Annotated in this window: 23 protein-coding genes, 1 tRNA gene and 2 pseudogenes; 1 reads left to right on the top strand and 25 read right to left on the bottom strand. The window is 61.8% G+C overall.

The window, feature by feature from the left end:
* Positions 1 to 42: 42 nt before the first annotated feature.
* The 24 genes and pseudogenes from KUD11_RS09180 to fabD form a co-directional block, all read right to left on the bottom strand.
* Positions 43 to 909, bottom strand: coding sequence for a sulfotransferase domain-containing protein (locus tag KUD11_RS09180; protein ID WP_109384970.1), 867 nt, complete (start codon positions 907 to 909; stop codon positions 43 to 45).
* Positions 909 to 1,736: a sulfotransferase domain-containing protein gene (locus KUD11_RS09175; protein ID WP_109384971.1), complete on the bottom strand. Its 828-nt coding sequence runs from the start codon at positions 1,734 to 1,736 to the stop codon at positions 909 to 911. Before KUD11_RS09175 ends, KUD11_RS09180 begins: the two co-directional genes overlap by 1 nt.
* A 94-nt stretch (positions 1,737 to 1,830) precedes the next feature.
* The gene (locus tag KUD11_RS09170; RefSeq protein WP_224380176.1) at positions 1,831 to 3,000 is read right to left on the bottom strand and encodes a porin; all 1,170 of its coding nucleotides are present in this window, start codon (positions 2,998 to 3,000) and stop codon (positions 1,831 to 1,833) included.
* Between the two features lie 420 nt (positions 3,001 to 3,420).
* Positions 3,421 to 3,567: pseudogene (locus tag KUD11_RS09165) on the bottom strand (3-keto-5-aminohexanoate cleavage protein); the annotation flags it as partial.
* 28 nt (positions 3,568 to 3,595) lie between these two features.
* A pseudogene (locus KUD11_RS09160) lies at positions 3,596 to 3,742 on the bottom strand (carboxymuconolactone decarboxylase family protein); the annotation flags it as partial.
* Between the two features lie 66 nt (positions 3,743 to 3,808).
* Positions 3,809 to 4,423: a sugar transferase gene (locus tag KUD11_RS09155; RefSeq protein WP_146190838.1), complete on the bottom strand. Its 615-nt coding sequence runs from the start codon at positions 4,421 to 4,423 to the stop codon at positions 3,809 to 3,811.
* A gap of 11 nt (positions 4,424 to 4,434) precedes the next feature.
* Entirely contained in the window at positions 4,435 to 5,364 is a 930-nt protein-coding gene (locus KUD11_RS09150; protein ID WP_181375275.1) for an NAD-dependent epimerase/dehydratase family protein, read from the bottom strand.
* Positions 5,351 to 6,787, bottom strand: coding sequence for a mannose-1-phosphate guanylyltransferase/mannose-6-phosphate isomerase (locus tag KUD11_RS09145; protein WP_397545209.1), 1,437 nt, complete (start codon positions 6,785 to 6,787; stop codon positions 5,351 to 5,353). Before KUD11_RS09145 ends, KUD11_RS09150 begins: the two co-directional genes overlap by 14 nt.
* A gap of 36 nt (positions 6,788 to 6,823) precedes the next feature.
* Positions 6,824 to 7,789, bottom strand: a complete 966-nt coding sequence (gene fcl, locus KUD11_RS09140) for a GDP-L-fucose synthase (RefSeq protein WP_109384973.1) — start codon at positions 7,787 to 7,789, stop codon at positions 6,824 to 6,826.
* A 13-nt stretch (positions 7,790 to 7,802) separates the two neighbouring features.
* Positions 7,803 to 8,921: a GDP-mannose 4,6-dehydratase gene (gmd, locus tag KUD11_RS09135; protein ID WP_109384974.1), complete on the bottom strand. Its 1,119-nt coding sequence runs from the start codon at positions 8,919 to 8,921 to the stop codon at positions 7,803 to 7,805.
* A 137-nt stretch (positions 8,922 to 9,058) separates the two neighbouring features.
* Positions 9,059 to 9,364, bottom strand: a complete 306-nt coding sequence (locus KUD11_RS09130) for a carboxymuconolactone decarboxylase family protein (RefSeq protein WP_109384975.1) — start codon at positions 9,362 to 9,364, stop codon at positions 9,059 to 9,061.
* Positions 9,365 to 9,562: 198 nt separating this feature from the next.
* Positions 9,563 to 9,637, bottom strand: a tRNA-Phe gene (locus KUD11_RS09125).
* A gap of 78 nt (positions 9,638 to 9,715) precedes the next feature.
* A complete protein-coding gene (locus tag KUD11_RS09120) occupies positions 9,716 to 9,910 on the bottom strand; it encodes a DNA gyrase inhibitor YacG (RefSeq protein WP_109384976.1) in 195 nt (64 codons plus the stop codon).
* Entirely contained in the window at positions 9,907 to 10,929 is a 1,023-nt protein-coding gene (locus KUD11_RS09115) for a ribonuclease E/G (protein WP_109384977.1), read from the bottom strand. Before KUD11_RS09115 ends, KUD11_RS09120 begins: the two co-directional genes overlap by 4 nt.
* 19 nt (positions 10,930 to 10,948) lie before the next feature.
* Positions 10,949 to 11,515, bottom strand: a complete 567-nt coding sequence (locus KUD11_RS09110) for a Maf family protein (protein WP_109384978.1) — start codon at positions 11,513 to 11,515, stop codon at positions 10,949 to 10,951.
* A 30-nt stretch (positions 11,516 to 11,545) separates the two neighbouring features.
* Positions 11,546 to 11,764, bottom strand: coding sequence for a translation initiation factor IF-1 (gene infA / locus KUD11_RS09105; protein ID WP_005978431.1), 219 nt, complete (start codon positions 11,762 to 11,764; stop codon positions 11,546 to 11,548).
* Positions 11,765 to 11,893: 129 nt separating this feature from the next.
* Positions 11,894 to 12,778 (bottom strand): carbon-nitrogen hydrolase family protein, encoded by an 885-nt coding sequence (locus KUD11_RS09100; protein ID WP_109384979.1) that lies wholly within the window; start codon positions 12,776 to 12,778, stop codon positions 11,894 to 11,896.
* A gap of 108 nt (positions 12,779 to 12,886) precedes the next feature.
* Entirely contained in the window at positions 12,887 to 14,683 is a 1,797-nt protein-coding gene (locus tag KUD11_RS09095) for an ABC transporter transmembrane domain-containing protein (RefSeq protein ID WP_109384980.1), read from the bottom strand.
* A 95-nt stretch (positions 14,684 to 14,778) separates the two neighbouring features.
* Positions 14,779 to 15,939 (bottom strand): endolytic transglycosylase MltG, encoded by a 1,161-nt coding sequence (mltG, locus tag KUD11_RS09090; protein WP_109384981.1) that lies wholly within the window; start codon positions 15,937 to 15,939, stop codon positions 14,779 to 14,781.
* Positions 15,939 to 17,198: a beta-ketoacyl-ACP synthase II gene (fabF, locus tag KUD11_RS09085; protein WP_109384982.1), complete on the bottom strand. Its 1,260-nt coding sequence runs from the start codon at positions 17,196 to 17,198 to the stop codon at positions 15,939 to 15,941. Before fabF ends, mltG begins: the two co-directional genes overlap by 1 nt.
* A 125-nt stretch (positions 17,199 to 17,323) precedes the next feature.
* Complete coding sequence (locus tag KUD11_RS09080) at positions 17,324 to 18,067, bottom strand: 1-(5-phosphoribosyl)-5-[(5-phosphoribosylamino)methylideneamino] imidazole-4-carboxamide isomerase (protein ID WP_109384983.1); 744 nt, start codon at positions 18,065 to 18,067, stop codon at positions 17,324 to 17,326.
* A 244-nt stretch (positions 18,068 to 18,311) separates the two neighbouring features.
* Positions 18,312 to 18,545: an acyl carrier protein gene (locus KUD11_RS09075; RefSeq protein ID WP_035247318.1), complete on the bottom strand. Its 234-nt coding sequence runs from the start codon at positions 18,543 to 18,545 to the stop codon at positions 18,312 to 18,314.
* Between the two features lie 209 nt (positions 18,546 to 18,754).
* Positions 18,755 to 19,492, bottom strand: coding sequence for a 3-oxoacyl-[acyl-carrier-protein] reductase (fabG, locus tag KUD11_RS09070; protein WP_109384984.1), 738 nt, complete (start codon positions 19,490 to 19,492; stop codon positions 18,755 to 18,757).
* Between the two features lie 80 nt (positions 19,493 to 19,572).
* Positions 19,573 to 20,514 carry an ACP S-malonyltransferase gene (gene fabD, locus KUD11_RS09065; RefSeq protein WP_109384985.1) on the bottom strand — a complete coding sequence of 314 codons (942 nt, stop codon included), beginning with the start codon at positions 20,512 to 20,514 and terminating at the stop codon, positions 19,573 to 19,575.
* 183 nt (positions 20,515 to 20,697) lie between these two features.
* Here fabD and KUD11_RS09060 point away from each other — a divergent pair, with 183 nt between their 5' ends.
* On the top strand, positions 20,698 to 21,906 hold the full coding sequence (locus KUD11_RS09060) for a cytochrome b/b6 domain-containing protein (protein WP_109384986.1): 1,209 nt from the start codon (positions 20,698 to 20,700) through the stop codon (positions 21,904 to 21,906).
* Between the two features lie 62 nt (positions 21,907 to 21,968).
* Here the strand turns inward: KUD11_RS09060 and KUD11_RS09055 are convergent, their stop codons facing one another.
* Entirely contained in the window at positions 21,969 to 22,541 is a 573-nt protein-coding gene (locus KUD11_RS09055; protein WP_109384987.1) for a YceI family protein, read from the bottom strand.
* Positions 22,542 to 22,634 lie beyond the last annotated feature (93 nt).

Raw genomic sequence — 22,634 nt, 5'->3', positions numbered from 1 at the left:
GACCTTCCAAACAGGGTTCCAACAGATATACGCACGCGGGTATCAGCCTTTGGCGAACGCCGCCGTCTCATCCAGAAGCTCAGGGTACCACGTCTCAAGCGTGGGCAAAAACGCTTCGCGGATGCGACCAACCTGAGCGGGTGTCAGATCCGTCCGCCAGACGCCTGATTGGCCCTTGGCAAAGAACGCCTTCATCCCCTCGGGCCGCTCGTTAAAACCCTTCTCGCGCTCTTGTTTTTGCATATTGGCAAAACTGGTGGCCTTCACGGCGCGGGCGAGCTTTTGCGGCTCCACCTTGACGCTAAGGAAGTCTTCGAGCAGGCCACGCATTTCCTTTGCAGGGCGTTTAAGAAGGTCCTCATACCGCACGATCCTGCGTTTGAGGCCCGGCGCTTCGGTCCAGCGGGCGATATGATCGTCCCACCGCCCGAGCGCATCATAAATGCCTGTGGGCGTGCCCATCACCGTGTTCTCAAGGCACATCCGCTCAATCGCAGTGTCGATATCGGCGGATTGGTGGCGCGCAAAGGACGGTGCGAGATCGAACGGATTGCGCATCACGTAAATTGCGCCCGCCGTAATCTCGGGCGGAATGAGGTCGGCCCCGAAAAGCTGGATCGTCTGGCAATGGGTCTTGACGAAATGATGGCCCTGTTTGGAGGCCGCAATCAGGCGCAGGGCGGGGCCGCGCATCCTCACCCATTCCTCAAGCCCCTTGCCCTGAAAGGCTCCGCCATTGGCCGCGTCAAAGAAGTCCTGCCGCACATCCGCCGTGGTAAACTGGCGTAGATTATTGATATCAGGCGCTTTTCCGGGCGGCATGAAGTAATGCGCCAGAAGGGACCTGATCCACGTGTTCCCCGATTTAGGATAGGAAGCCAGCCAGATTACGCGTTTGAGATCCTGCATCACAGATACCCGTGTTTCTTCATAACCTTGCGGTGGGTGCGCTTGATTTCATCAATGAGCGGTTTGTCGAGATCGTCTTTCCATTGCCCGGCTGCGCCCTTGGCAAAGAACTTCTCCGTTTGCTTGGGGCGCTCAATAAAGCCCGCGCTCTCCTCTTGGCGCGACAATTCCTTGAAGCTCGCGAACTCAACAGCCTTTTTAAGCCGCTCCTTCTCCACAGGAATCCCGATATGGGTCAAAACGCGGGCAAATTGCGCCTCAGGATCCTCCAAAAGATCCTCATAGCGGAGCACAAGCACCGGGTAGGGCGAGGGGGAGGTCCAACTTTTGACATGCCCGGACCAAGAGCCGAGAAACTGTGCTACAGAATTCTCATCAGCCGCGTTTGCGTTGTCCTCGTTTCCGATCTGAGCAACAGCCACAGCGGGCGTAATGCCGTAATGTCGCGCATAAGACAGCACCATATCCAGCGGATTGCGCATGATATAAATGGCCGAGCGCGTGACCTCAGGCGGGATCAGCGCCATATTTCCGGCACTTCTGCGCATATGGTGAGTTTTGACGAAATTTACATCCGCATTGTTGGCCACGATCCCCGCCAGCACTTTGGGTCGTAGGCGCAGCGTCAGCCCAATGTCTTTTGTGTCGATCTGGCACCCAGCAACTTTGTGATAGGTTGATGCGATCGTATCGCCCATGCAAAAACGATGCGCCTCATTGATAGAAAGCGGTTTTGCTGAATTTGCGAGATAATTAGCCAGAAAAATCCGGGTCCATGTGTTGCCGGATTTAGGATAGGAGGCCAGCCAGATAATGCTTTTTTTCATGCGTCCTGCACCCTGATGAACAGATGCCCTTCACATAAAAGAAGACGAGGGGGAATGCACCCCCTCGCCCTGACTTTATCGATGAACCTAAAGCTTAGAAGCTCAGGTTGATCGCTGTACCGATCACAGTACCTTTGACTTCGGTGCCAACGGCGCCTTTGTCATCAGCTTCTGCGTAGACAGCGTAGATGTCCCAGTCAACGCCTGGACCCAGGTCACGGCTCGCGCCGATACGGTATGCGTTGTACTCTTCGTCTGCGCCAGCTGTACCGCTGTTTTCGAACTCACCGAAGAACATGACCGCTTCAAACGCCCATGGGCCAGCCATGTCGTATGTGCCGCCAAGGCCCCAGCTGGACTGGTCGCCATTGTCGCCTACGAGGCCAGCATCGTTCTCAGCATAGTGACCGCCAACTGCGAAGTCGCCGAAGCCGAACTGTGCGCCAACCGCCCATGTTTCCACGGTGCCAGCAGGAACTGCTGTCACTGCAGCTGTACCAGCGTTACCAGGAGTCGCGGCGACTGCTGCAGCTGCTGGAAGTGCGGTACGATCACCGGTGCCGAAACGTGCCGACAGGTCAACCGATGTAGTGCCGAAGGTCTGGCTGTATGCCACGCCGATGTCGAAAATATCCTCGACGGAACCGGCTGCGTTGGCGTTGCTCGACGAAACCGCGTTGCCTTGGTTGTTACGGGCATACGACACACCAAGTGTCAGGCCATTGAACGAAGGCGTGTAGTAGGTCAGACGGTCAACGTCATTGTTACCTGCGACCTCAGTGTAGGCGGACACGCCAGCCTGACGGAAGTTCCATGGCAAAGCCGAGGACAGCGGGATAAACGCGGAGATCGAAGGCGAGTTGATGAACATGGATGTCACACCAGGTGCGGCAACGCTCATCTTATAACCAGCCGAGTTCTCGGAACCGATGTCGAGTTGGCCAAATGCGTCGCCGGAGATCGACATGTATGTCTCATCGATACCGATTGCGCCGCCGCCGTTATTCTCGCCTTCCATCTGCACATTCACACCGAAGGTCAGGCCGTTGTCGAGCGTAACCGAAGGAGTGAAGATGATTTCTGTGGTCGACAGGAACACGATGCCATCGTTGGCACTGGTAGTGACCGTCGTGCCGCTGACGTCAGCGAACGCGATGTGTTGGTTCATGAAGCCACCCCAGTTCAGGTCCCATTCTTGGGCCGTAGCTGGAGCTGCCATCGCGCAACCGATGATCGCGCTGGTGCAAAGCAGATGCTTTTTCAAAGGGAGTCCCTCCTCATATTATCGGGGATATGTGTCATTATCCGCCACGCCCCACGATGGGATGCGGCTTGGGGGAGTGATGCTGCATTTTGACCTGCACTGTCAACGAAGGGGCGGGGGAGGTCTTTATCTCTAGGCAACTTTGTGACGTTTTAACCACACGGGCTTTGTCCGACCGGTCGTGAATAAGGGATTTTCACTTAAAAACACTGTTTGAGCCTCTACGTCATCGCAGGGGAGCCACCCGCGCTTCTGTACAGATTTTGCCACATTTCGCCACATTCCCCTTGGGGCTTTCGCCCAAAGCCCCCCGTCCGGGCTTGCTGCTTGGGGATCTCCGCCTCAGGCCGTGCGCAGCCCGAGAATGTCGCGCGCCCATGCAGGTGACACCATAGGGCAGATATATGTCTCGCACAAATCCGCCGCCCGCGCGATCAACGCCGCATGCGTGCTCTCGATCTGCTCCGCGGTGCTGATCGGCACGGCAGGATTGTCGGCCTTGGTCGGCACGGACCCGGTGATCGTGACACATAAGATACACGGTTTGACCGCCACATCATTTGCCATGCTGCCCTCCGCTCAAAGGCCCAGACGTGCCCCGGCACCACGCCGTCATCGCCTCCTGAAAGGGCTTCGTAAACTCAGCGGCGGCGGCGAGGTTCTTCTCGACATACTCATCCCCGAGCGTGGCTTTGCGTTGGTCCGACCCCTTGAGACACAAATCTTCGCCAAGCAGGCTCATCGGAGGCATCTTTTATCTATTGCGCGGCGCCATCAAACAAATAGATCACTTGGGGCTTGGAAAGGATCAAAACCGAGTGCCAAAGACAGTCTGCCACAAGATCACCAGATCCCAGCAAAAGTTGCGCCGTGCCGCATAGATCCGGTCCAGCCGCGCCTTCACGGGCACGCAGCGGCGCAGATAGATCGCCTCCGTCTCAGCCGCACTGGATGAGGCTGCCAGAAGCCGCGCCTCGCGCCGATCAAGCCGCGCAGAGGCGAGCCCCGTGATCCCGGGCCGCATCCGCAACACGTCCCTATAGATCAGCGGGGCCGCCTGCACATATTGGCGCAGTGGCGGGCGTGGCCCGACGAAGCTCATCTCGCCCACCAGCACGTTCCAAAGCTGGGGCAACTCGTCCAGATGGGTGCGCCGCAGCAGATGGCCCAACCGCGTGATCCGGTGCCGCTTGTCGCCGCCCGTCACGCCGGTATCGTCCCCCGCGGGCATCATGGTGCGGAATTTGAGCATCCCGAAACTTTGTTCGGGCGTGCGCATCCGCTCGGACCGGTAGAGCGCGGGCGCGCCATCAGTGATCAGGATCAGCGCCGTCAAAATGGCCATGAGCGGCAGTGTGAGCAGCCCCAAGAGAAGGGCCAGCGCGATATCAAACGCCCGTTTGCTCGGGCTGATGCGTCGCATGGGACCTGCGCTCACTGCGCGCGGGGCATATGGCGCAGCTGCGCGACCATATCTCGGGCCGTAACCTCGTCACGGGCAAACGTATAGATCTCTTCCAAGCGCGCCGTCTCCAGCGTCACGTTTTGCACGGCGTCCACAGGCGCGTCGCGCCATGCCCAATCAAGCCCAGCCGCCTCCGCGATATCGACCATGGCGCATCCGAAAGGGGCGGCCACGTTCAGCACCTCGGGCAAAGGGTCCGGCGAAGCGGCCAGCGTCCCCAGCACCCGCGCCAGCGTTGCGGGCCCAATATAGGATCGCATGGGGCCACGCCCATCGGCAAAGCGGTCAATGACGAGCGGCCTGCCCTTATGGGCATTGCGCATCAACCCGTCCGCCCCCAGAACATCGCCAATCCGAAGGCTGCACACATCTATGCCCAACGCGCGGTAAGGCGCACAGGCCTGCTCCATCGCCAGCTTGGACGCGCCATAGGCCGATGCCGGGGCGAGCACGCCATCCTCGGCCACAGGCATGTGTGCGAAAGGATCATAGACAGCGGCCGAAGAGGCGATGATCACCCGCCCGCACCCCGCCTCTTTAGCCGCCTCAAGACAGGCCACGGCAAGACCCACATTGGCCGTATAATCCGCGCCCGCGCCGGGAATCACACCGGCCAGCATCAGCATTGCCGCCGGAGTTCCGTCGGCACGCACATAGCGTTCAAACGGCTCCGGCCCCTCCAGAGGGGCCCAGCAGAGCGCGCCTTCGCCCATTGCCTGCGCCTGCCCCGCTTGCGGAACACGCATCTGCGGCACGATCCGCATCCGTGCGTCCGGGCCAGAGGGCCACGCGGCACGCATCATGCGCCCTACCCTGCCCGATGCGCCCACCATCAGCCAGTCGGGCCGCGCGGCACCAAACCTGCGCGCCTCAAGACCGGACCCATCAAGAGCGGGCATAAACGTCCTCGTATCGGATGATATCATCCTCGCCGAGATAGCTGCCCGTCTGCACCTCGATCAGAACCATGTCGAGCTTGCCGGGATTCTCCATCCGGTGAACCGCGCCCAAGGGGATGAAAACGCTTTCGTTTTCGCCCACCAGGTTCACATCCGCGTCCACCGTCACCTTCGCCGTGCCTTGCACCACGATCCAATGCTCTGAGCGGTGGTGATGGCTTTGAAGGCTTAGCGCAGCGCCGGGTTTGACCACGATCCGCTTAACCTGAAACCGCTCGCCGATCACGAGGCTCTCGAAATAGCCCCATGGCCGGTGATCAACCGGAAAGGCGGTGGCCTGTTTCGCGCCGCGCGCAGTTAAGGCCGCCACGGCCTCCTTCACACGCTGGCTGTCGGCGCGCCGCGCCACGATGACGGCGTCGGGCATGGCCACGGCAATCATGTCCTCAAGGCCGATCCCGACCAGCTCCTGCGCGGCATTCTCCGAACGCAGCAAGGTCCCGGCACAATCGAGCGCAGTGGCATTGGCCGAGACCACATTACCATCCGCGTCCGGCCCGCTTTCCTGCCAGACGGCCTGCCAATCGCCAAGGTCGGACCAGCCCGCGCCAAAGGGCATCACGGCAAGGTTCTGCGCAGGCTCCATAATCGCGTAATCAATCGAATCCTCGGGCACATCCGCCCAAGCGCCCGCATCAAGACGGGTAAAGCCCAGATCACCCTGCGCGTGCTCAACGGCGGCGCGCACCGGTGCGATCATGGCAGGCGCATGATCCTCAAACGCTTTGATCAAGGCGCTCACGGAGAAGAGGAAAATCCCGGCGTTCCAAAGGTAATTCCCCGCCGCCAGCATCTCCTCGGCCTTGTCCGCCTGAGGCTTCTCGACGAACCGCTCCAACGCTTGGGGGCTTTGCGCCTCCGCGTCGGCCCCGGCGGCCAGTTCAAGCCAGCCATAGCCTGTCTCAGCCCGCGTGGGCCGGATACCGAACGTGACCAGATCGCCGCCCGCCGCGCGCGGAGCTGCGGCCAGAACGGCGGCGCGAAACGCGGCCTCATCAGGGATCACATGATCGGACGGCGCCACCAGCATAAGCGCGCCGGGATCGCGCGCCTCAAGCCAGAGGGCTGCGGCGAGAACGGCGGGCGCTGTGTTGCGCCCCTCAGGCTCGATCAGAACGCCTTGGGGCTGAATTTCGGCGGCGGCCAATTGCTCAATCACGATGAAGCGAAACGGCTCACCTGTCAGAATCACGGGAGCGGCAAACCCATCGCCCTGCACCCGGCGCGCCGACGCCTGAAAGAGGCTGCCATCGCCGGTAAGCGCGCTGAATTGCTTAGGATAACTTTTGCGCGACAGCGGCCAGAGCCGCGTGCCGGACCCACCGCATAGGATCACGGGATAAATCAAAGGCGCATCTGTCATAGCGCGCATACCGGATCTTGGGGGCGGGTTTTCAACTCATGTCTCCCTTACGGAATGGGCATTGCCTTTGTACCAGTCATAGGTCTCGCGCAGACCGTCTTGCAGGCCGGTGCGCGCGCGCCAGCCCATACAAGCCAGACGGCTCACATCCATCAGCTTGCGCGGTGTGCCATCCGGTTTGTCGCTGTCATACGCTATACGACCTTTATAACCCGTTACATCCGCCACCATTTGCGCAAGCTCCGCGATGGAGACATCCACCCCGGTGCCGACATTGATATGGCTGAGCATCGGATCGGTGTTGGTCTCATAGGCTGTGCGGTCAAGGTTCATGACAAAAAGGCTCGCCTCGGCCATGTCATCCACATGCAGAAATTCGCGGCGCGGCGTGCCGCTGCCCCAGATCACCACCTCCTCGTGGCCTGCCGCATGCGCCTCGTGAAAGCGGCGAATCAGCGCGGGCAGGACATGGCTGTTCTCGGGGTGGAAATTATCGCCGGGGCCATAGAGATTGGTCGGCATCACGCTGCGATAATCGGTGCCATGCTGGCGGTTATAGCTTTCGCAAAGTTTGATCCCGGCGATCTTGGCTATGGCATAAGGCTCGTTCGTGGGTTCCAGCACGCCGGTCAGAAGCGCGTCCTCGCGCATCGGCTGGGCCACGGCGCGCGGATAGATGCAGGATGACCCGAGGAACAAAAGCCGCCGCACCCCCGCGCCAAAGGCCTCATGGATCACATTGGCCTGCATCATCAGATTCACGTAGATGAAGTCCGCAGGGTACGTGTTGTTGGCATGGATGCCGCCCACCTTAGCCGCAGCAAGGATCACAGCCTCCGGGCGCGCGGCCTGCATAAATGCGCGCACAGCCGCCTGATCCACCAGATCAAGCTCAGCATGGGTGCGGGTGAGGATATCCTTGGGCGACACACCGCGCGCGGCCAACTGACGGCAGATCGCGCTGCCCACCATACCTCGGTGCCCGGCCACATAGATCGTCATCGCGCAGCACCCCTCAATTCTCGGCACTCACCGGAAGGTCCATGCCATGCGCCTTCAAAAGAGCATGGCGGCGCGCGGTCTTGAGATCTGCGGCAACCATTTCTGCACACATCTCGCGGGCGGTGATCTGCGGCACCCATCCCAGCTTTGTCTTGGCCTTGCTCGGATCACCCAGAAGCGTCTCAACCTCGGCGGGGCGGAAATAGCGCGGATCAATGCGCAAGATCACATCGCCCGGCTTCACAGCAGGTGCCGCATCGGAGGTCACGCCCGTCACCGTGGCGATCTCATCGAGGCCCGTGCCGGAAAACGCCAGATCAATCCCAAGCTCCGCCGCCGACCATATGATAAATTCGCGCACCGAATATTGCGTGCCCGTGGCGATCACGAAATCCTCGGGCGCGTCCTGTTGCAGCATCATCCACTGCATCCGCACGTAATCTTTCGCATGCCCCCAATCGCGCAGCGCGTCGATATTGCCCATATGCAGACAATCTTCGAGCCCTTGCGCGATATTGGCGAGGCCCCGCGTGATCTTGCGGGTCACGAAGGTCTCGCCGCGCCGGGGGCTTTCGTGGTTAAAGAGGATGCCGTTGCACGCATACATCCCATACGCCTCGCGGTAATTGACCGTGGCCCAATAGGCATAGAGCTTGGCCACCGCATAAGGGCTGCGCGGGTGAAACGGCGTCGTCTCGGTCTGCGGGGTTTCCTGCACCAGCCCATAAAGCTCGGAGGTGGAAGCCTGATAGAAACGGCAGGTCTTCTCCATACCCAGAAACCGGATCGCCTCCAAAAGGCGCAGCGTGCCCATTGCGTCCACATCAGCGGTGTATTCCGGGGCCTCGAAGCTCACCGCGACATGGCTCTGCGCGCCGAGGTTATAGACCTCATCTGGCCGGATTTCCGACAAGAGCCGGGTGAGGTTTGAGGTATCCGTAAGGTCGCCATACCACAGCTTCAGCTTGGGATCGGGCTGAAACGGATCTTGGTAGATGTGATCAATCCGCTGCGTGTTGAAGGACGAGGCACGGCGTTTGATGCCATGGACCTCGTAACCCTTCTCCAGCAAAAGTTCGGCCAGATATGAGCCGTCCTGTCCGGTGATCCCGGTGATAAGGGCGCGTTTCATGACCTGCCTCCGATGCGATTGGCCCCCGGAGCATGCGCCCGGGCTGCGCATTCGGTGTTAATCGCTCCGCGCGGCGGGGGCAACTCATTGCGACGGCTGGAAGGCTGCTACCTGCCCTGTCTCAAGACGGCAGAGCGCTACTGGTCTTCTGTCCAGGTCTTGGACGCAACGGCACGCGGCAGGCCCAAGGGACCGATGGCCAATAGCGCCACCTGATGCAGCGCTGCATCCTCGATCCCTTTGGCCCGCGCCCGGTGGGTGTGCGAAGGCACGGCCTCTTCCGAATTTGTCCCGATCGCGAGCGCCAGCTTCACCAGCCGCCGCTCGCGCGCGCTGAGCGGGCTTGCCTCGGCGCAAGCCTTACCGAAGCTTGAATAGGCGCTCCAGATACTGGGGGGCTGGTCTGCGAGGTCTCCGGCGGCGCCGGGCATCTGTTTGGTCATGGTGTCAATTATTAAACTCTAAAGTCGTCAGCCGGCGATCAACGGGTTCGGTTTGGAAAACCGGGCGAGGCATTCCAGGTCAGTTACCCCGATCCAACTACCCTTGACTGTAACACCACAAGGCTTCAGCTCCTTGAATGCGCGGCTGAGGTTCTTATGGCTCGCTGCCACCTTTGGTACAGATTTTTACTTTATTAGTGGTGCCCGGGGGCGGAATCGAACCACCGACACGAGGATTTTCAATCCACTGCTCTACCCCTGAGCTACCCGGGCACCGGGAACGCAAATGCGTTCGGGTGAGCGCGTTCTAGGCGAGGGGTGGCGGGGTGTCCATAGGCTTTGACGAAAATATCAATGGGGTTTGGACGTGTCGTCGGTGGCGGCGCGGGCGGCCTCGTCGAGGGCTGTCTCGATGTCCTCGAAATCTTCGCTGGGGATCGCGTAGGAGCCGCTGAACCATTTGGCCAGATCCAGATCTGCGCAGCGTTTGGAGCAGAAGGGCCTAAAGGCGGGCTCCGCCTTTTTGGAACAGATCGGGCAACTCATGGCAAGGCAGTCTCCAGCGGCGCACGGTCACGTTTTCGTTGCAGCTCAAAATGACCCAAAGGGGTCCATCCGACAAGGGCCGTGTCGACTGCGTCGCCTTTGAACGCTGCGCGCAGCGCCTGTTCAAACTGGCGGCGATCTTTCTTGGCCATGGGCGCCAGATCGAGTGTGATTTGCCCGCTGAGGCCCCGCAGACGCAGCTGCCGGGGCAGCTCGCGCGCTGCCGAAAGGTTTGCCTTCAGCCCCGCCGCGGGCGTCGCATCGCCGCCGGTGTTCACATCCACCGCGACCAGCGCGCGGGTCGGCTCAATAAACATCGACGCACCGGCGCTCAGAGGGGCCTGAGCGCCCGAGAGCACCTCCAGCGCATCGAGTACGCCTTCCTGCTCAAAGCCACCCGCAGAGGTCACCACATCCGCAGGCGCGGTCCAGTCACGCCACGCAAGCTGGTGCGGGCCATCCCCCTCAGTGAGCACCTCCGCCTCGCCCTCGCTATCGGCCATCACCGCAGCCGCCAGATCGGCCATGGCGCGGATATCCTCGGCGATCTCAGCGGCCTCGGCCCCATCACAGGATGAGCGCAGGATCAGCCCCATAGCCTCGCCCCCCATTTCACCATGCGCAATCTCCAAGAGCGCATCGCGGCGCGCCTCGTCGCGGATGCTGCGCGAGATGTTCAGCCCCGGCGCATCCGGCGTAACAATCGCAAACCGGCTCTTGAAGAGAAGCTTCGTCGTCACCGGCAGCGCCTTGCCGGGCTCGGCATAGCCTGTCACCTGCACCAAAAGGGCCTGACCGGGGGCCAACCCCTTGACCTGCCGTAAGAAGGCAGGGCCATCGGGCGTGCGCAAAAACATGCCGCCCTGCCCCTTGATGGGCCGGTCGGCAATGGCGCGGTAGATCGTGCCGGGGCGCGGTGCGTCCACATCCACCAGCAAATCCTCAAGCCGCCCGCCGCGCATCAGCGCTGCGGCCTCCAGCGTGCCGATATGGTCCAGAACGATGGTATCGCGGCTCATGTGATCTCCCGCCTGCGTCTCATGGCATCCTCCAGCCTGCGGCGCGCAAAAGCCCCGCCGTCTCGGCCAAGGGCAAGCCGACAATTCCGGTGAACGAGCCAGATATCCACGGGATAAGCGCGCCCGCAGGCCCCTGTATCCCGTATCCGCCCGCTTTGCCCTGCCAATCTCCGGTGGCGATATAGGCGGTGATGTCCTCTTGCGAGAGGGGCTTCATCTTCACGGCGCTGAGCACATCACGCTCCCAGATCTGCGCGCCCCGACGCACCGCCACGGCGGTGATCACCCGGTGCCGCCGCCCCGACAGAAGCCGCAAGAATCCCTCTGCCTCAGCTGCGTCAATGGGCTTGCCAAGAATGCGCCGCCCCAAAGCCACGGTGGTATCGGCTGACAGCACGATATCATCGACGCCTGCCTGCACGGCGCGCGCCTTCTCAGCAGCCATGCGCACGCAATAGGGGCGCGGCAACTCTGCCGGCATGGGCGTCTCGTCAATATTGGGGGGGCGGATATCATCCGCCACAACGCCGATCTGCGCCAAAAGCTCGCGCCTGCGCGGGCTTCCCGATCCCAGAATCAGCTTCATCTCACGCGCCCAACATGATGGGCACGCCGTTTACTTGAAGCGGTAATTGATCCGGCCCTTGGTCAGATCATAGGGGGTCATCTCGACCTGCACCTTGTCACCAGCAAGCACGCGAATGCGGTTCTTGCGCATTTTCCCTGCCGTATGTGCGATAATCTCATGGCCGTTTTCAAGCTCGACCCTGAATGTCGCGTTCGGCAGGAGTTCCTTGACGACACCGGGGAATTCGAGCGTATCTTCCTTGGCCATGGGGTCTCCTTCGATCCACATCTCCGCATCTAGCAGATTGTCGCAGTAAATGGCCTCATTCGCAGGGGTTTTCAAGCACAGATTAGAGCGTTTCGCGTTTAACTGAATTCAATTGAACGCGAAACGGCTCTAGCGCAAGGCGCGCAATTGCGGCGAGCTGTGTCGCCCGCCCTGATCATCCCAATGCAAACGGTTGAGAACACCGCCATCCGCGCGCACATGGGCAACGGCCCCCAGATCGACCTCGCCGTAGGTCCAGTCGGGTTGATTGAGCACCCCTTCGGCGATCACGCCGTTGGAAGGAAAACCCACATCCGGCGGGCCAAAAATGCCGCCCATACCCGTGCCTTCATCCACCGCCGGACACCATGGCGCAAGGCCCACAACCGACGACATGACACTCACGCATTGCGCTTCCAACGCGCGCGACTGTGCCCCGATCCGCACGCGAGTATAGCCCGCCAACGCCTCGGTGCAGGACGGCACCAAGAGAAGATCAGCCTCCGCCACCGCGCGGCCCAGAAGAGGAAACTCGCTATCATAGCAAATCAGGATCGCGATCTTGCCGAGGCTCGTGTCAAAAATCTCAAGCCCGCCGCCGGGGATCACATCCCACGGATCACGCTCGAACCGCGTCATGATCTGCTTGTCCTGAATGCCACGCCCGCCCGTGGGCGCAAAAAGCCGCGCCCGGTTCACGGGCCGCGCGCCGATGGCGGGATCAAACACCGGGGCGGAGGCTGCGAGGATATGCACGCCGTAGCGCGCAGCCAGATCGCTATGCAGATCATCCACATCCCCGATCACATCCGACACCGCGTGCAAGCACCGCTCCAGATCTGCCGCGACTTCAGGGCCTGCCAACATCGCAAGCTCCATCGAGCCGTATTCTGGGAACACCAAAAGCTCCGCGCCCTGCCCGGCGGCCCCGGCCACCCAATCGGTGAGCTTTGCAGAAAACTCAGCCCAGTTTCTGACTGGGTCGAGCGGATAGGCTGCGGTTGCTATTTTCATGGGGGTCCACCTCGCTAAAGCGCCACGTTACCAGTAACTGCGTCCTTTCCCAGCCTGTTTTCCCGGTCAATAGCACCAGAAACCAAGCGTGGCATGACGCACAAAGCCTCAGGCCGCTTCACCGTCGGTGAATTGCAGCCGGGCCAAGCGTGCATAAAGCCCGCCTTCAGCCACAAGGCTGTCATGGGTACCTGTTGCCACAATGCGCCCGGCCTCCAACACCACGATCCTGTCCGCTTGCTTCACGGTTGCAAGGCGGTGTGCCACGATGATCGTCGTGCGCCCTTCTGAGAGGCGGGCCACCGCATTCTGCACGGCGCGTTCGCTTTCGGCATCGAGCGCGCTTGTCGCCTCGTCGAGCAATAGCACCGGCGCGTCACGAAGGATCGCACGGGCAATGGCGATGCGCTGCTTCTGCCCCCCCGAGAGCATGACGCCCCGCTCGCCCACATCGCTGTCATAGCCTTGGGGCAGCGCCGCGATGAAGTCATGCGCATTGGCCGCGTGTGCGGCCGCCTCAACCTCGGCATCCGTGGCGCCGAGACGCCCGAAGCGGATATTTTCGCGCGCGGAGGTCGCAAAGATCACAGGGTCCTGCGGCACCAGCGCCAGCGCCCGGCGAAACACCTCGCGGCGCATCTCTGAGATTGGCACGCCGTCCAATGTGATCCGCCCTGCATCCGGGTCATAAAACCGCTGGATCAACTGGATCACGGTCGTCTTGCCTGCGCCCGAAGGGCCAACAAGAGCCACCGTCTCGCCCGGCTTGATGCTGAGGTCGAACCCCGCGAGCGCCGTCGTTTCGCGCCGCGATGGATAGGCAAATTCAACGCCTGAGAAGACAATCTCACCGCGCAGCGGATTGGGCAAATCGCGCGCGATACCGGGGTCTTTCACCGCGTCCTCTGCGCCCAAAAGCTCCACCAATCGCTCGGTGGCCCCCGCCGCGCGCTGCAATTCGCCCCAGATTTCCGACAGGGCCGCGACCGCGCTGGCCACCAGCACGGAATAGATCACAAACTGCACCATCGCGCCCGCACTGAGCGTGCCGCTGCGCACCTGAAGCGCCCCGAACCACAAGATCCCGACAATGCCGCCAAAGACCAAGAAAATCACGATCACAGTCATCAGCGCCCGGACCCAAATCCGTTCGCGCGCCGAACGGTAGCTGGCCTCGGTCACATCCGCAAACGCGGCCCGCGTGTGCGCTTCTTGAGAGAAGGCCTGCACGGTCTGCACACTCAACAGCGCCTCCGATGCGCTGCCTGAGCTTTGCGCGATCCAATCCTGATTATCGCGGCTGAGCACACGCAACCGGCGTCCCAGCGTCAGGATCGGCACCAAGATGAGCGGCACCAGCAAAAGCACCATCCCCGTGAGCGCGGGCGAGGTGAACATCATGAACACGAGCCCGCCAATCAGCAAAAGCACGTTGCGCAGCGCAATCGAAACCGACGACCCAACCACACTGAGGATCAAGGTTGTGTCTGTCGTGATCCGGCTCAGCACTTCGCCGGTCATGATCCGCTCAAAAAACGCAGGGCTCATCCCGATCACCCGGTCAAACACCGCGCAGCGGATATCGGCCACCACACGCTCGCCCAGCCGGGTGACAAGCGCATAGCGCACGCCGGTGCCAATCGCCAAAAGGGCCGCAATCCCGATAGCGGCGGCGAAATAAAGGTTGAGCAGCGTCTCGTCCTTGATGGAGAAATTATCCACCACCTGCCGCACCGCCAAAGGCAAGGTGAGCGACATAGCCGCCGTCAGCACCAGCGCCGTAATCGCGCACGCGATCAACAGTTTGTACGGCGCAAGGAATGGCCCAAGAGCTGCAAGCGCGCTCAGCTTCTTGGATTTTTCCCGTTCTGTATCGTCCGCGCCGGGTCCGACTTTGCGCACCATCGCGGCGCTCCCTTTTTCGTCATCATTAAGTCAGGTTTCTGGCCCCCCCCGCCCTCGGGGTCAAGGCCTTCGGGCCGCGCGCGTTGCCGCAGGGATCAGTTGCCCTGCTCTGCCCGCTCCGCCTCGATCTGCCGCCAGACGGCAACATTCGCGTTATGCTCGGCCAGCGTGCGTGCGAACGCGTGCCCACCCGTTCCATCGGCCACGAAGAAGATGTAATCGCTGCCATCGGGGTCAACCGCCGCTGCGATGCTGGCACGGCCCGGATTGGCGATGGGCGTGGGCGGCAGCCCCGAGATCACATAGGTGTTCCACGGCGTCTCCGCGCGCAGCTCGCTCTGACGCAAGCCGCGACCCAGCGGCGCTTTGCCCTCGGTCACGCCGTAAATCACCGTGGGGTCGGTTTGCAAACGCATGCCCTGATTGAGCCTGTTGATGAAGACCGAACTGACCTGACGCCGCTCATCGGCGACGGCGGTTTCCTTTTCGATGATCGAGGCAAGGATCAACATCTCCTCAGCGCTCTGCAAGGGCAGATCCTCTGCGCGATTTTGCCAGGCTTCGGCGATGATCACGGCCTGCGCGGCCTGCATCCGGTCAATCAGGCTTTGCCGCGTATCGCCCTCACGCACCTCATAGCTGTCGGGCGCAAGGCTGCCCTCGGGGGGCAGCGTGGCGACCTCGCCCTCCAGAACATCGACCGCGTTCATCGCATCAACGATCTGCCAGCTGGTGGCCCCCTCGGCGATTGTCACCCGGAACCGCGTGTCGTTGAGATCGCGCACAGCCTCAAATTCGGGCGCGGGGTCTTCCTCGCCCGGCACGAAGGCCGCCATTTCCACATAACGGTTGGTCGCGGGATCAAGCTCGCGCACCTGCACCTCGCTGCGCGTCACGCCAATGCGGTAGACCACTTCGGTGCCGCAGGTGCTCGCCCCGCCACGCGTAATGATCTCGGTGATCTCGCCCATGCTGGCGCCTTGCGGCAAGAGCCAGCTTCCGGCCTTGAGGTCCTGCGCCTTGTCCGCATATTCCGTCCCGATCCGAAACAGCGCGCCGCTGGTCACAGCCCCCTCGGCCAAGAGATCTTCCGAGACCGCGCGCATGTTCGAGCCGCGCTCGACCCGCAGGCAGATCTGCTCCTCAAGCGGCCCCTCGGCGGTATAGCTGCTCTGCCCCCACAGGATCATGCCGCCCAGAAGGAAGGTAAGAACGACAAGAAAGGTCAGCGCATTGGACGCGATATGTCGCCACATCAGCGCAGTTTCCCGACACACAAGCTGGCATTCGTGCCGCCAAAGCCAAAGCTGTTGGACAACGCCACATCCACCTTGCGCGCACGTTTTGTGTTGGGCACCAGATCAAGCGGCGTCTCGACCGCAGGATTGTCGAGATTGATCGTCGGCGGGACCACCTGATCGCGCACGGCGAGAATGGCAAAGATTGCCTCAATCGCGCCCGCAGCCCCCAGAAGGTGCCCTGTGGCCGATTTCGTCGAACTCATTGCGACATCACCCGCCGCATCGCCCAAGAGACGCTCCACGGCCTTAAGCTCAATCGTGTCGGCCATGGTCGAGGTGCCATGGGCGTTGATGTAATCCACATCTCCCGGCGCGACGCCCGCATGCTTCAGCGCGCTTTGCATGGCCCGGAACCCGCCATCGCCATCCTCGGAAGGCGCAGTGATGTGATAGGCATCACCCGAAAGGCCATAGCCCAGAATCTCAGCATAGATTTTCGCACCGCGCGCTTTTGCGTGCTCATATTCCTCCAGCACGACAACACCCGCGCCCTCGCCCATCACGAACCCGTCACGATCCGCGTCATAGGGCCGGCTGGCGGCCTTGGGATCATCGGCCCGCTTGGTGCTGAGCGCCTTGCAAGCGTTGAAACCCGCAATGCCAATCTCGCAAATTGCGGCCTCGGCCCCACCTGCGACCATCACCTCGGCATCGCCAAACATGATGAGCCTTGCGGCGTCGCCAATCGCATGCGCCCCCGTAGAGCAGGCCGTGACAACCGCATGATTGGGCCCTTTGAAGCCATAGCGGATGCCCACCTGACCCGAGATCAGGTTGATCAACGCGCCGGGGATAAAGAAGGGCGACACGCGCCGCACACCCTTGTCGCGGATGATGAGCGTGGTCTCTTCAATGGATTGCAGCCCGCCAATGCCGGAGCCGATCATCACGCCGGTGCGCAAACGGTCCTCTTCACCCTCAGGCATCCATCCTGCATCCTCAACCGCCTGCTGGGCGGCGGCGATACCGTAGAGGATAAAATCATCCACCTTCCGGCGCTCTTTGGGCTGCATGTAGGTATCGGCGAAAAACGTGCCCTCCGTGCCATCACCATCCGGCACTTGGCAGGCATATTTGGTAATGACATTGACAGGATCGAACCGTGTGATCGGACCCGCGCCCGATTGCCCGTCCAAAAGGCGCGTCCACGTCTCTTCGACCCCCGAGGCCAAAGGCGTGACCAATCCCAATCCGGTGACAACAACTCGGCGCATGATATGGCCCCTCTCAACGCTTGCTTGACGCTGCTCTTACCCCGGCTTGGGCCCAAGGGGCAAGAGTGTGCCGCGCGGCGCAAGCGGCAAAATCCCGCGCGGCCCACGTATTGTAACCAGTGTCTCTAGCGGAACTCGGCCACAGGCGCACCCGCGGCCTGTGCCACCTCCAGCGCCTCGGCCAGATCCACATCGCGCGCCAGAAGCGCCCGTCCGATCAACATACCCGCAAGATTGGGCACGAAGGTCAGCCGCGCCACATCATCGACGCTACGCACCGTGCCGCGCGCAATCACCGGGTGGCGCGTGGCCGCCGCAAGCCCGGTGATCACCCCAAGGCTCGCATCGCGGTCCCTCATCGAGGCGTCGATATCAGTGACGATGATCCCGGCCAGAGGGTCCGTATCAAACGCCGCGACATAGGCCTCGGGCGAGAAGCTGGAGCGCGACTGCCACCCATCCGTCATCACGTAGCCCTCATAGATATCGACCGCCAGAACCATCTGATCGGGGTAAAGCTTGGCCAGTGCGCGGAAAAGATCCGGATCACGCACCGCCATCGTGCCCACCACCACGCGTCCCGCGCCCTTGTCGATCCAATGCTCAATCGTATCACGGCTGCGAAAGCCCCCGCCAAGCTGCACCGGGATACCCGCCGCGCGGATGATTTCCTCGATCAGCTCCGCATTGTCGCCGTCCCCGCGCAGCCCGTTGATGTCTGTCACATGCATCCACTCGGCCCCGGCGGCGGCAAAGCTGCGCGCGGTCTCGACCGGGTCCACATGCCAAAGCGTTGGCTCTTCCAGCCGCCCCCGCGTGAGCGACACGCACTTACCGTCCAAAAGTTCCAACGTCGGATAGATCAGCATGACACGTAGCTCCCGGTTAAATATCTGGCCCGGCATCCCCCGCGCAATGTGACCCTAGCATAGCCCGACTGCTCCGCAATATTCACAAAACGCCCGCCACTCCCGGATTTGCGCCGCTTATGGAAAAATCCGCACGAATCCGCTTATCCAACCATTGGGCGCACAAGAAAAAACCCCCGCCGCAGAAAGCGCCGGGGGTCGTGATCTTGTTGTCTTAAGGCGCGGGCACAAGCCCCGCAGCAGCTCAGGACGCTTCTGTGATGAACTTCACCGCGTCACCAAACGTCTGAATGGTTTCGGCCGCATCATCAGGGATCTCAATGCCGAACTCTTCTTCAAAGGCCATGACCAGCTCAACCGTGTCGAGGCTGTCTGCGCCAAGATCGTCGATAAAGGATGCATTTTCAGCAACTTTGTCTTCTTCGACGCCAAGATGCTCCACAACGATCTTCTTCACGCGGTCTGCGATATCGCTCATGTCATAATCCTCATTGTTCGTTGAGCCGTTCGGCCCGGTATTGCCGCGCCCTGTTAGGGTCGCGGCCTTTGAGTAAACCCCGAAACGGGGCGCGGTTGACTGCACCCCTCTAGCAGGGGTCCCCAAGCGCGCGCAAGGCCCGCCCCGGCAAATCTGCGCCGCCTATAGCACATGGGCGCGCCTTGGCAAATGCTTTCGCCATCCCCCGTTCAGAGCATCGCCATCCCACCATTCACATGCAGGACGGAACCTGTGACATAGCCCGCCTCGGCGCTTGCCAGATAAAGCACGGCTGCCGCAATCTCCTCGGGCGTGCCCATACGGGCGGCGGGAATCTGCTCGTTGATCTTGGCCTTTTGATCCTCCGTCAGCGCCTCGGTCATGGGCGTGGCGATAAAGCCGGGGGCCACCGCGTTGGCGGTGATGCCACGGCTGGCCACCTCATAGGCGATGGATTTCGTCATCCCCACCATGCCCGCCTTGGAGGCGGCATAATTGGCCTGACCCGGATTGCCCGTGGCCCCCACGATGGAACTGATATTGATGATCCGTCCCCAGCGCGCCTTCATCATCGGGCGCATCACGCCCCGGCACAGGCGCATCGTGCTGGTAAGGTTCACGTCCAGAACGCTCTGCCAATCTTCGTCCGACATGCGCATGAAAAGCTGATCGCGCGTGATCCCGGCATTGTTCACGAGAATATCGAGCGCCCCCATCGCAGCGATCGCCGCCTTGGGCAGGGCCTCAACCGCCTCCGCATCGCTGAGGTTGCAGGGCAGCACATGCGCCCGCGCGCCCAACTGCGCCGCCAGCGCCTCCAGAGGCGCCTCGCGCGTCCCGCTCAGGCCCACAGTGGCGCCAGCGCCGTGCAAAGCCGTGGCAATCGCGCCACCAATGCCACCCGATGCGCCCGTTACCAGCGCCGCTTTTCCGCTCAGATCAAACATGCTCAGTCCTTCTTGTTGTAATACGCGCTCAGCGCCGCCACCGCCTCAGTCTACCTGTTAAGCGCGGCCACGGCCGCAATCTATCTGTTAAGCGCGGCCACGGCCGCGACGACATCTTCCGGCGCGCCAATATTGCGCACGGCGATCTCCCGGTCCACACGCCGCACCATACCCGACAGAGCCTTGCCCGCGCCAATCTCCCATGTCTCGGTGACGCCTTGCGCGCTCATGTAAGCAACGCTCTCGCGCCACCGCACCGAACCTGTGACCTGCGCCACCAAAAGCGCACGGATTTGCGCGGGATCACTGACTGCCGACGCCTCCACATTGGCCACCAGCGGCACGGATGGCGCGTGCATCTGCACAGCCCCCAAGGCCTCGGCCATCACCTCGGCCGCCGGCCCCATCAGTGCGCAATGAAACGGCGCGCTCACTGGCAAGAGCATGGCGCGTTTCGCACCCGCTGCCTTGGCCAGATCCACCGCCCGCTCCACGGCGGCCTTGTGTCCCGAGACGACCACCTGTCCGGGGTCGTTATCATTCGCAGCTTGGCACACCTCACCTTGCGCGGCATCCTCGGCCACCGCCTGCACGGCGGCAAAATCAAGCCCCAGAATGGCGGCCATGGCCCCGACGCCCACCGGGACAGCCTCTTGCATCGCGCGTCCCCGCGTTCGCAAAAGCCTTGCGGTATCAGCCACACTAAACGTGCCTGCCGCCGCCAGCGCCGCGTATTCGCCCAATGAGTGGCCCGCCACGAAGGACGCAACCTCAAGCGTGGCCCCCTCCGCCTCAAGCGCCCGCAGGGCCGCCAAAGATGTGGCCATCAGCGCGGGCTGCGCGTTCTGCGTCAGGGTGAGCACGTCCTGCTCCCCTTCCCAGATCAGCGCTGAGAGCTTCTCGCCCAGCGCCTCGTCCACCTCGTCGAACACGGCCCGAGCCGCCGGATAGGCCTCGGCCAAGGCCTGCCCCATGCCGATCGTCTGGGCACCCTGCCCCGGAAAAATGAATGCGCGGCTCATACTTGCCCCTTTTCGTCCTGCGTTTCCCATGCGATAGCGCGGCGCGGCGCTCAGAGCAACTGTGGAGAACATCCATGCAGGGCGGCTGTGCAGCGGCGCAGATTGCCCAGCCTCCAGAAACAGCTAGGTTGCGACAAGATCTTAAACCGCCTCGCGCGACCGACCCATTAAAGGCCAAGCCACATGCCCCTGACCAACACGCGCCAAAGCTACGGCGCCATCACCAAGACCTTCCACTGGATCAGCGCACTGATGATCCTCACGCTGTTTGCACTTGGCATTATCGGCAGCAATCTGGCGGATCAGATCAAGGCAGGCACGGCAGGTCAGGACATCATCGACTGGGCCGTCTTGCTGTTTTCGGTCCACAAAACCCTTGGCCTCACGCTCTTCGCTGTCGCGCTGGCCCGTATCGGATGGGCGATTGCGCAGCCCAAGCCCGGCCTTCTCAACGGCGATCACGTGGTGGAGGCGCGGCTGGCCGTGACCGTGCATTGGCTGCTTTATGGCTCGCTCGTCGCGGTCCCGCTCAGCGGTTGGGTGCATCACGCGGCCACCACCGGATTCGCGCCGATCTGGTGGCCCTTCGGACAAACGTTGCCGTTTGTGCCCCGCGATCCACATGTGGCCGAGATCAGCGGCGCGGTGCATTACATCCTGCAATGGGTGCTGGCCGGGTCCATCGCCCTGCACGCGGCGGGCGCGATCAAACACCATGTCATCGACAAAGACGCCACGCTGCGCCGGATGCTGCCGGGCGGCGGGACGGCTGAGACCACTACGGCGCAACCGGGTCACGCCTTGCCGCTGGTTGCCGCCCTCATGGTCTGGGGCGCGGCCATGGGCGCAAGCGCGGGCCTTGGGTGGTTTTCCAAAGAGGCACCGAGCCAAACCGCCCTCGCCGAGGTGCAAAGCGATTGGACCGTGCAGGAGGGCACACTCGCCATCGCCATCACCCAAGGTGGGGCAGAGGTCACCGGCAGCTTCGCAGATTGGACCGCCGAGATCACCTATGACGAGATGCCAGACACAAACGGCACGCATGGCGCGGTCAGTGTGACCGTGGCCATCCCCTCGCTGACACTCGGGTCGGTGACCGGCCAAGCGATGGCCGCCGATTTCTTCAACGCCGAGGCGCATCCAACCGCCACGTTCAAAGCGGACCTGATCACCCGCGACAGCAGTTTGATCGCAGATGGTACGCTGAGAATCAAAGAGACGGAGATTCCAGTCTCCATGCCCGTGACCCTCAGCATTGAGGGCGATATCGCTACCGCATCAGGCGCGTTGAGTGTGGATCGACGCGATTTTGGCATCGGGATGAGCGTGGGCGATGAGGCCTCATTGGCCTTCGCGGTCGAGATCACTTTCGCCCTGACCGCCCAGCGCTGAATACGAAAAACGCCTGCGCGAGGTTTCCCCCGCGCAGGCGCTCAAATCACCGGCAGATTGGCTTACTCAGCCTTCTGCGCCTCGATGGAAATCTCGACATCAAGCTCGTCGCTCACATTGGGGGCGAAGTTGCCAAGCCCGAAATCCGAGCGCAGGATCTTGGTCTCCGCGTCAAAGCCGATCCATTCTTTACCGGCCATCGGGTGCATACCGGCCTTGTTCAGCTCGGCCTCCAGCACCACAGATTTGGTCACACCATTGATCGTCAGATCGCCGGTGATCATCGCCTCGTCCTCGCTGGTCACGGAGATATCTGTGGAGGTGAAGGTGATCATATCGCCCTCAGCCGCCGCGAAGAAATCATCGCCCATGAAGTGGTTGAAGCGCGCTTCCCACCCGGTGAAAAGCGACATGACAGGGATGGCGACATTCACCGAAGAATTGGCAGGATCTTCTTTGTCGAACATGATCTCGCCTTCAAAGCCGGAGAACATGTTAAATGTGGTGGAAAACCCAAGATGGTCATAGGCAAAGAGCACTTGGCTATGGCTGGCATCCAGGGTGAATTTTTCGGGGGCGGCGTAGGCGCTCGTGGCGGCAAGGCCAAGGGCTGCGGCGAGAATCATCGGCTTCATTGGGATCTCCTTTTCGGGTTTGTAATTACCGAAAAGAGATATAGCGCGCGCGGTTGATTGCAATTGCGCATCGCTCAACACTGCGTGTGCGCA

Origin of the sequence: Roseovarius carneus (assembly GCF_020141465.1) — a bacterium.
Classification (GTDB): Bacteria; Pseudomonadota; Alphaproteobacteria; order Rhodobacterales; family Rhodobacteraceae; genus Roseovarius; species Roseovarius carneus.
This window is presented reverse-complemented; position numbering and strand designations above follow the sequence as displayed.

Bases quoted from the DNA above. Each gene is read 5' to 3' on its own strand.
- KUD11_RS09180 (WP_109384970.1), bottom strand. From the start codon at position 909: ATGCAGGATCTCAAACGCGTAATCTGGCTGGCTTCCTATCCTAAATCG.
- KUD11_RS09175 (WP_109384971.1), bottom strand. From the start codon at position 1,736: ATGAAAAAAAGCATTATCTGGCTGGCCTCCTATCCTAAATCCGGCAAC.
- KUD11_RS09155 (WP_146190838.1), bottom strand. From the start codon at position 4,423: ATGCGACGCATCAGCCCGAGCAAACGGGCGTTTGATATCGCGCTGGCC.
- KUD11_RS09150 (WP_181375275.1), bottom strand. From the start codon at position 5,364: ATGCCCGCTCTTGATGGGTCCGGTCTTGAGGCGCGCAGGTTTGGTGCC.
- KUD11_RS09145 (WP_397545209.1), bottom strand. From the start codon at position 6,787: ATGACAGATGCGCCTTTGATTTATCCCGTGATCCTATGCGGTGGGTCC.
- fcl (WP_109384973.1), bottom strand. From the start codon at position 7,789: ATGACGATCTATGTGGCCGGGCACCGAGGTATGGTGGGCAGCGCGATC.
- gmd (WP_109384974.1), bottom strand. From the start codon at position 8,921: ATGAAACGCGCCCTTATCACCGGGATCACCGGACAGGACGGCTCATAT.
- KUD11_RS09130 (WP_109384975.1), bottom strand. From the start codon at position 9,364: ATGACCAAACAGATGCCCGGCGCCGCCGGAGACCTCGCAGACCAGCCC.
- KUD11_RS09120 (WP_109384976.1), bottom strand. From the start codon at position 9,910: ATGAGTTGCCCGATCTGTTCCAAAAAGGCGGAGCCCGCCTTTAGGCCC.
- KUD11_RS09115 (WP_109384977.1), bottom strand. From the start codon at position 10,929: ATGAGCCGCGATACCATCGTTCTGGACCATATCGGCACGCTGGAGGCC.
- KUD11_RS09110 (WP_109384978.1), bottom strand. From the start codon at position 11,515: ATGAAGCTGATTCTGGGATCGGGAAGCCCGCGCAGGCGCGAGCTTTTG.
- infA (WP_005978431.1), bottom strand. From the start codon at position 11,764: ATGGCCAAGGAAGATACGCTCGAATTCCCCGGTGTCGTCAAGGAACTC.
- KUD11_RS09100 (WP_109384979.1), bottom strand. From the start codon at position 12,778: ATGAAAATAGCAACCGCAGCCTATCCGCTCGACCCAGTCAGAAACTGG.
- KUD11_RS09095 (WP_109384980.1), bottom strand. From the start codon at position 14,683: ATGGTGCGCAAAGTCGGACCCGGCGCGGACGATACAGAACGGGAAAAA.
- mltG (WP_109384981.1), bottom strand. From the start codon at position 15,939: ATGTGGCGACATATCGCGTCCAATGCGCTGACCTTTCTTGTCGTTCTT.
- fabF (WP_109384982.1), bottom strand. From the start codon at position 17,198: ATGCGCCGAGTTGTTGTCACCGGATTGGGATTGGTCACGCCTTTGGCC.
- KUD11_RS09080 (WP_109384983.1), bottom strand. From the start codon at position 18,067: ATGCTGATCTATCCGACGTTGGAACTTTTGGACGGTAAGTGCGTGTCG.
- KUD11_RS09075 (WP_035247318.1), bottom strand. From the start codon at position 18,545: ATGAGCGATATCGCAGACCGCGTGAAGAAGATCGTTGTGGAGCATCTT.
- fabG (WP_109384984.1), bottom strand. From the start codon at position 19,492: ATGTTTGATCTGAGCGGAAAAGCGGCGCTGGTAACGGGCGCATCGGGT.
- fabD (WP_109384985.1), bottom strand. From the start codon at position 20,514: ATGAGCCGCGCATTCATTTTTCCGGGGCAGGGTGCCCAGACGATCGGC.
- KUD11_RS09060 (WP_109384986.1), top strand. From the start codon at position 20,698: ATGCCCCTGACCAACACGCGCCAAAGCTACGGCGCCATCACCAAGACC.
- KUD11_RS09055 (WP_109384987.1), bottom strand. From the start codon at position 22,541: ATGAAGCCGATGATTCTCGCCGCAGCCCTTGGCCTTGCCGCCACGAGC.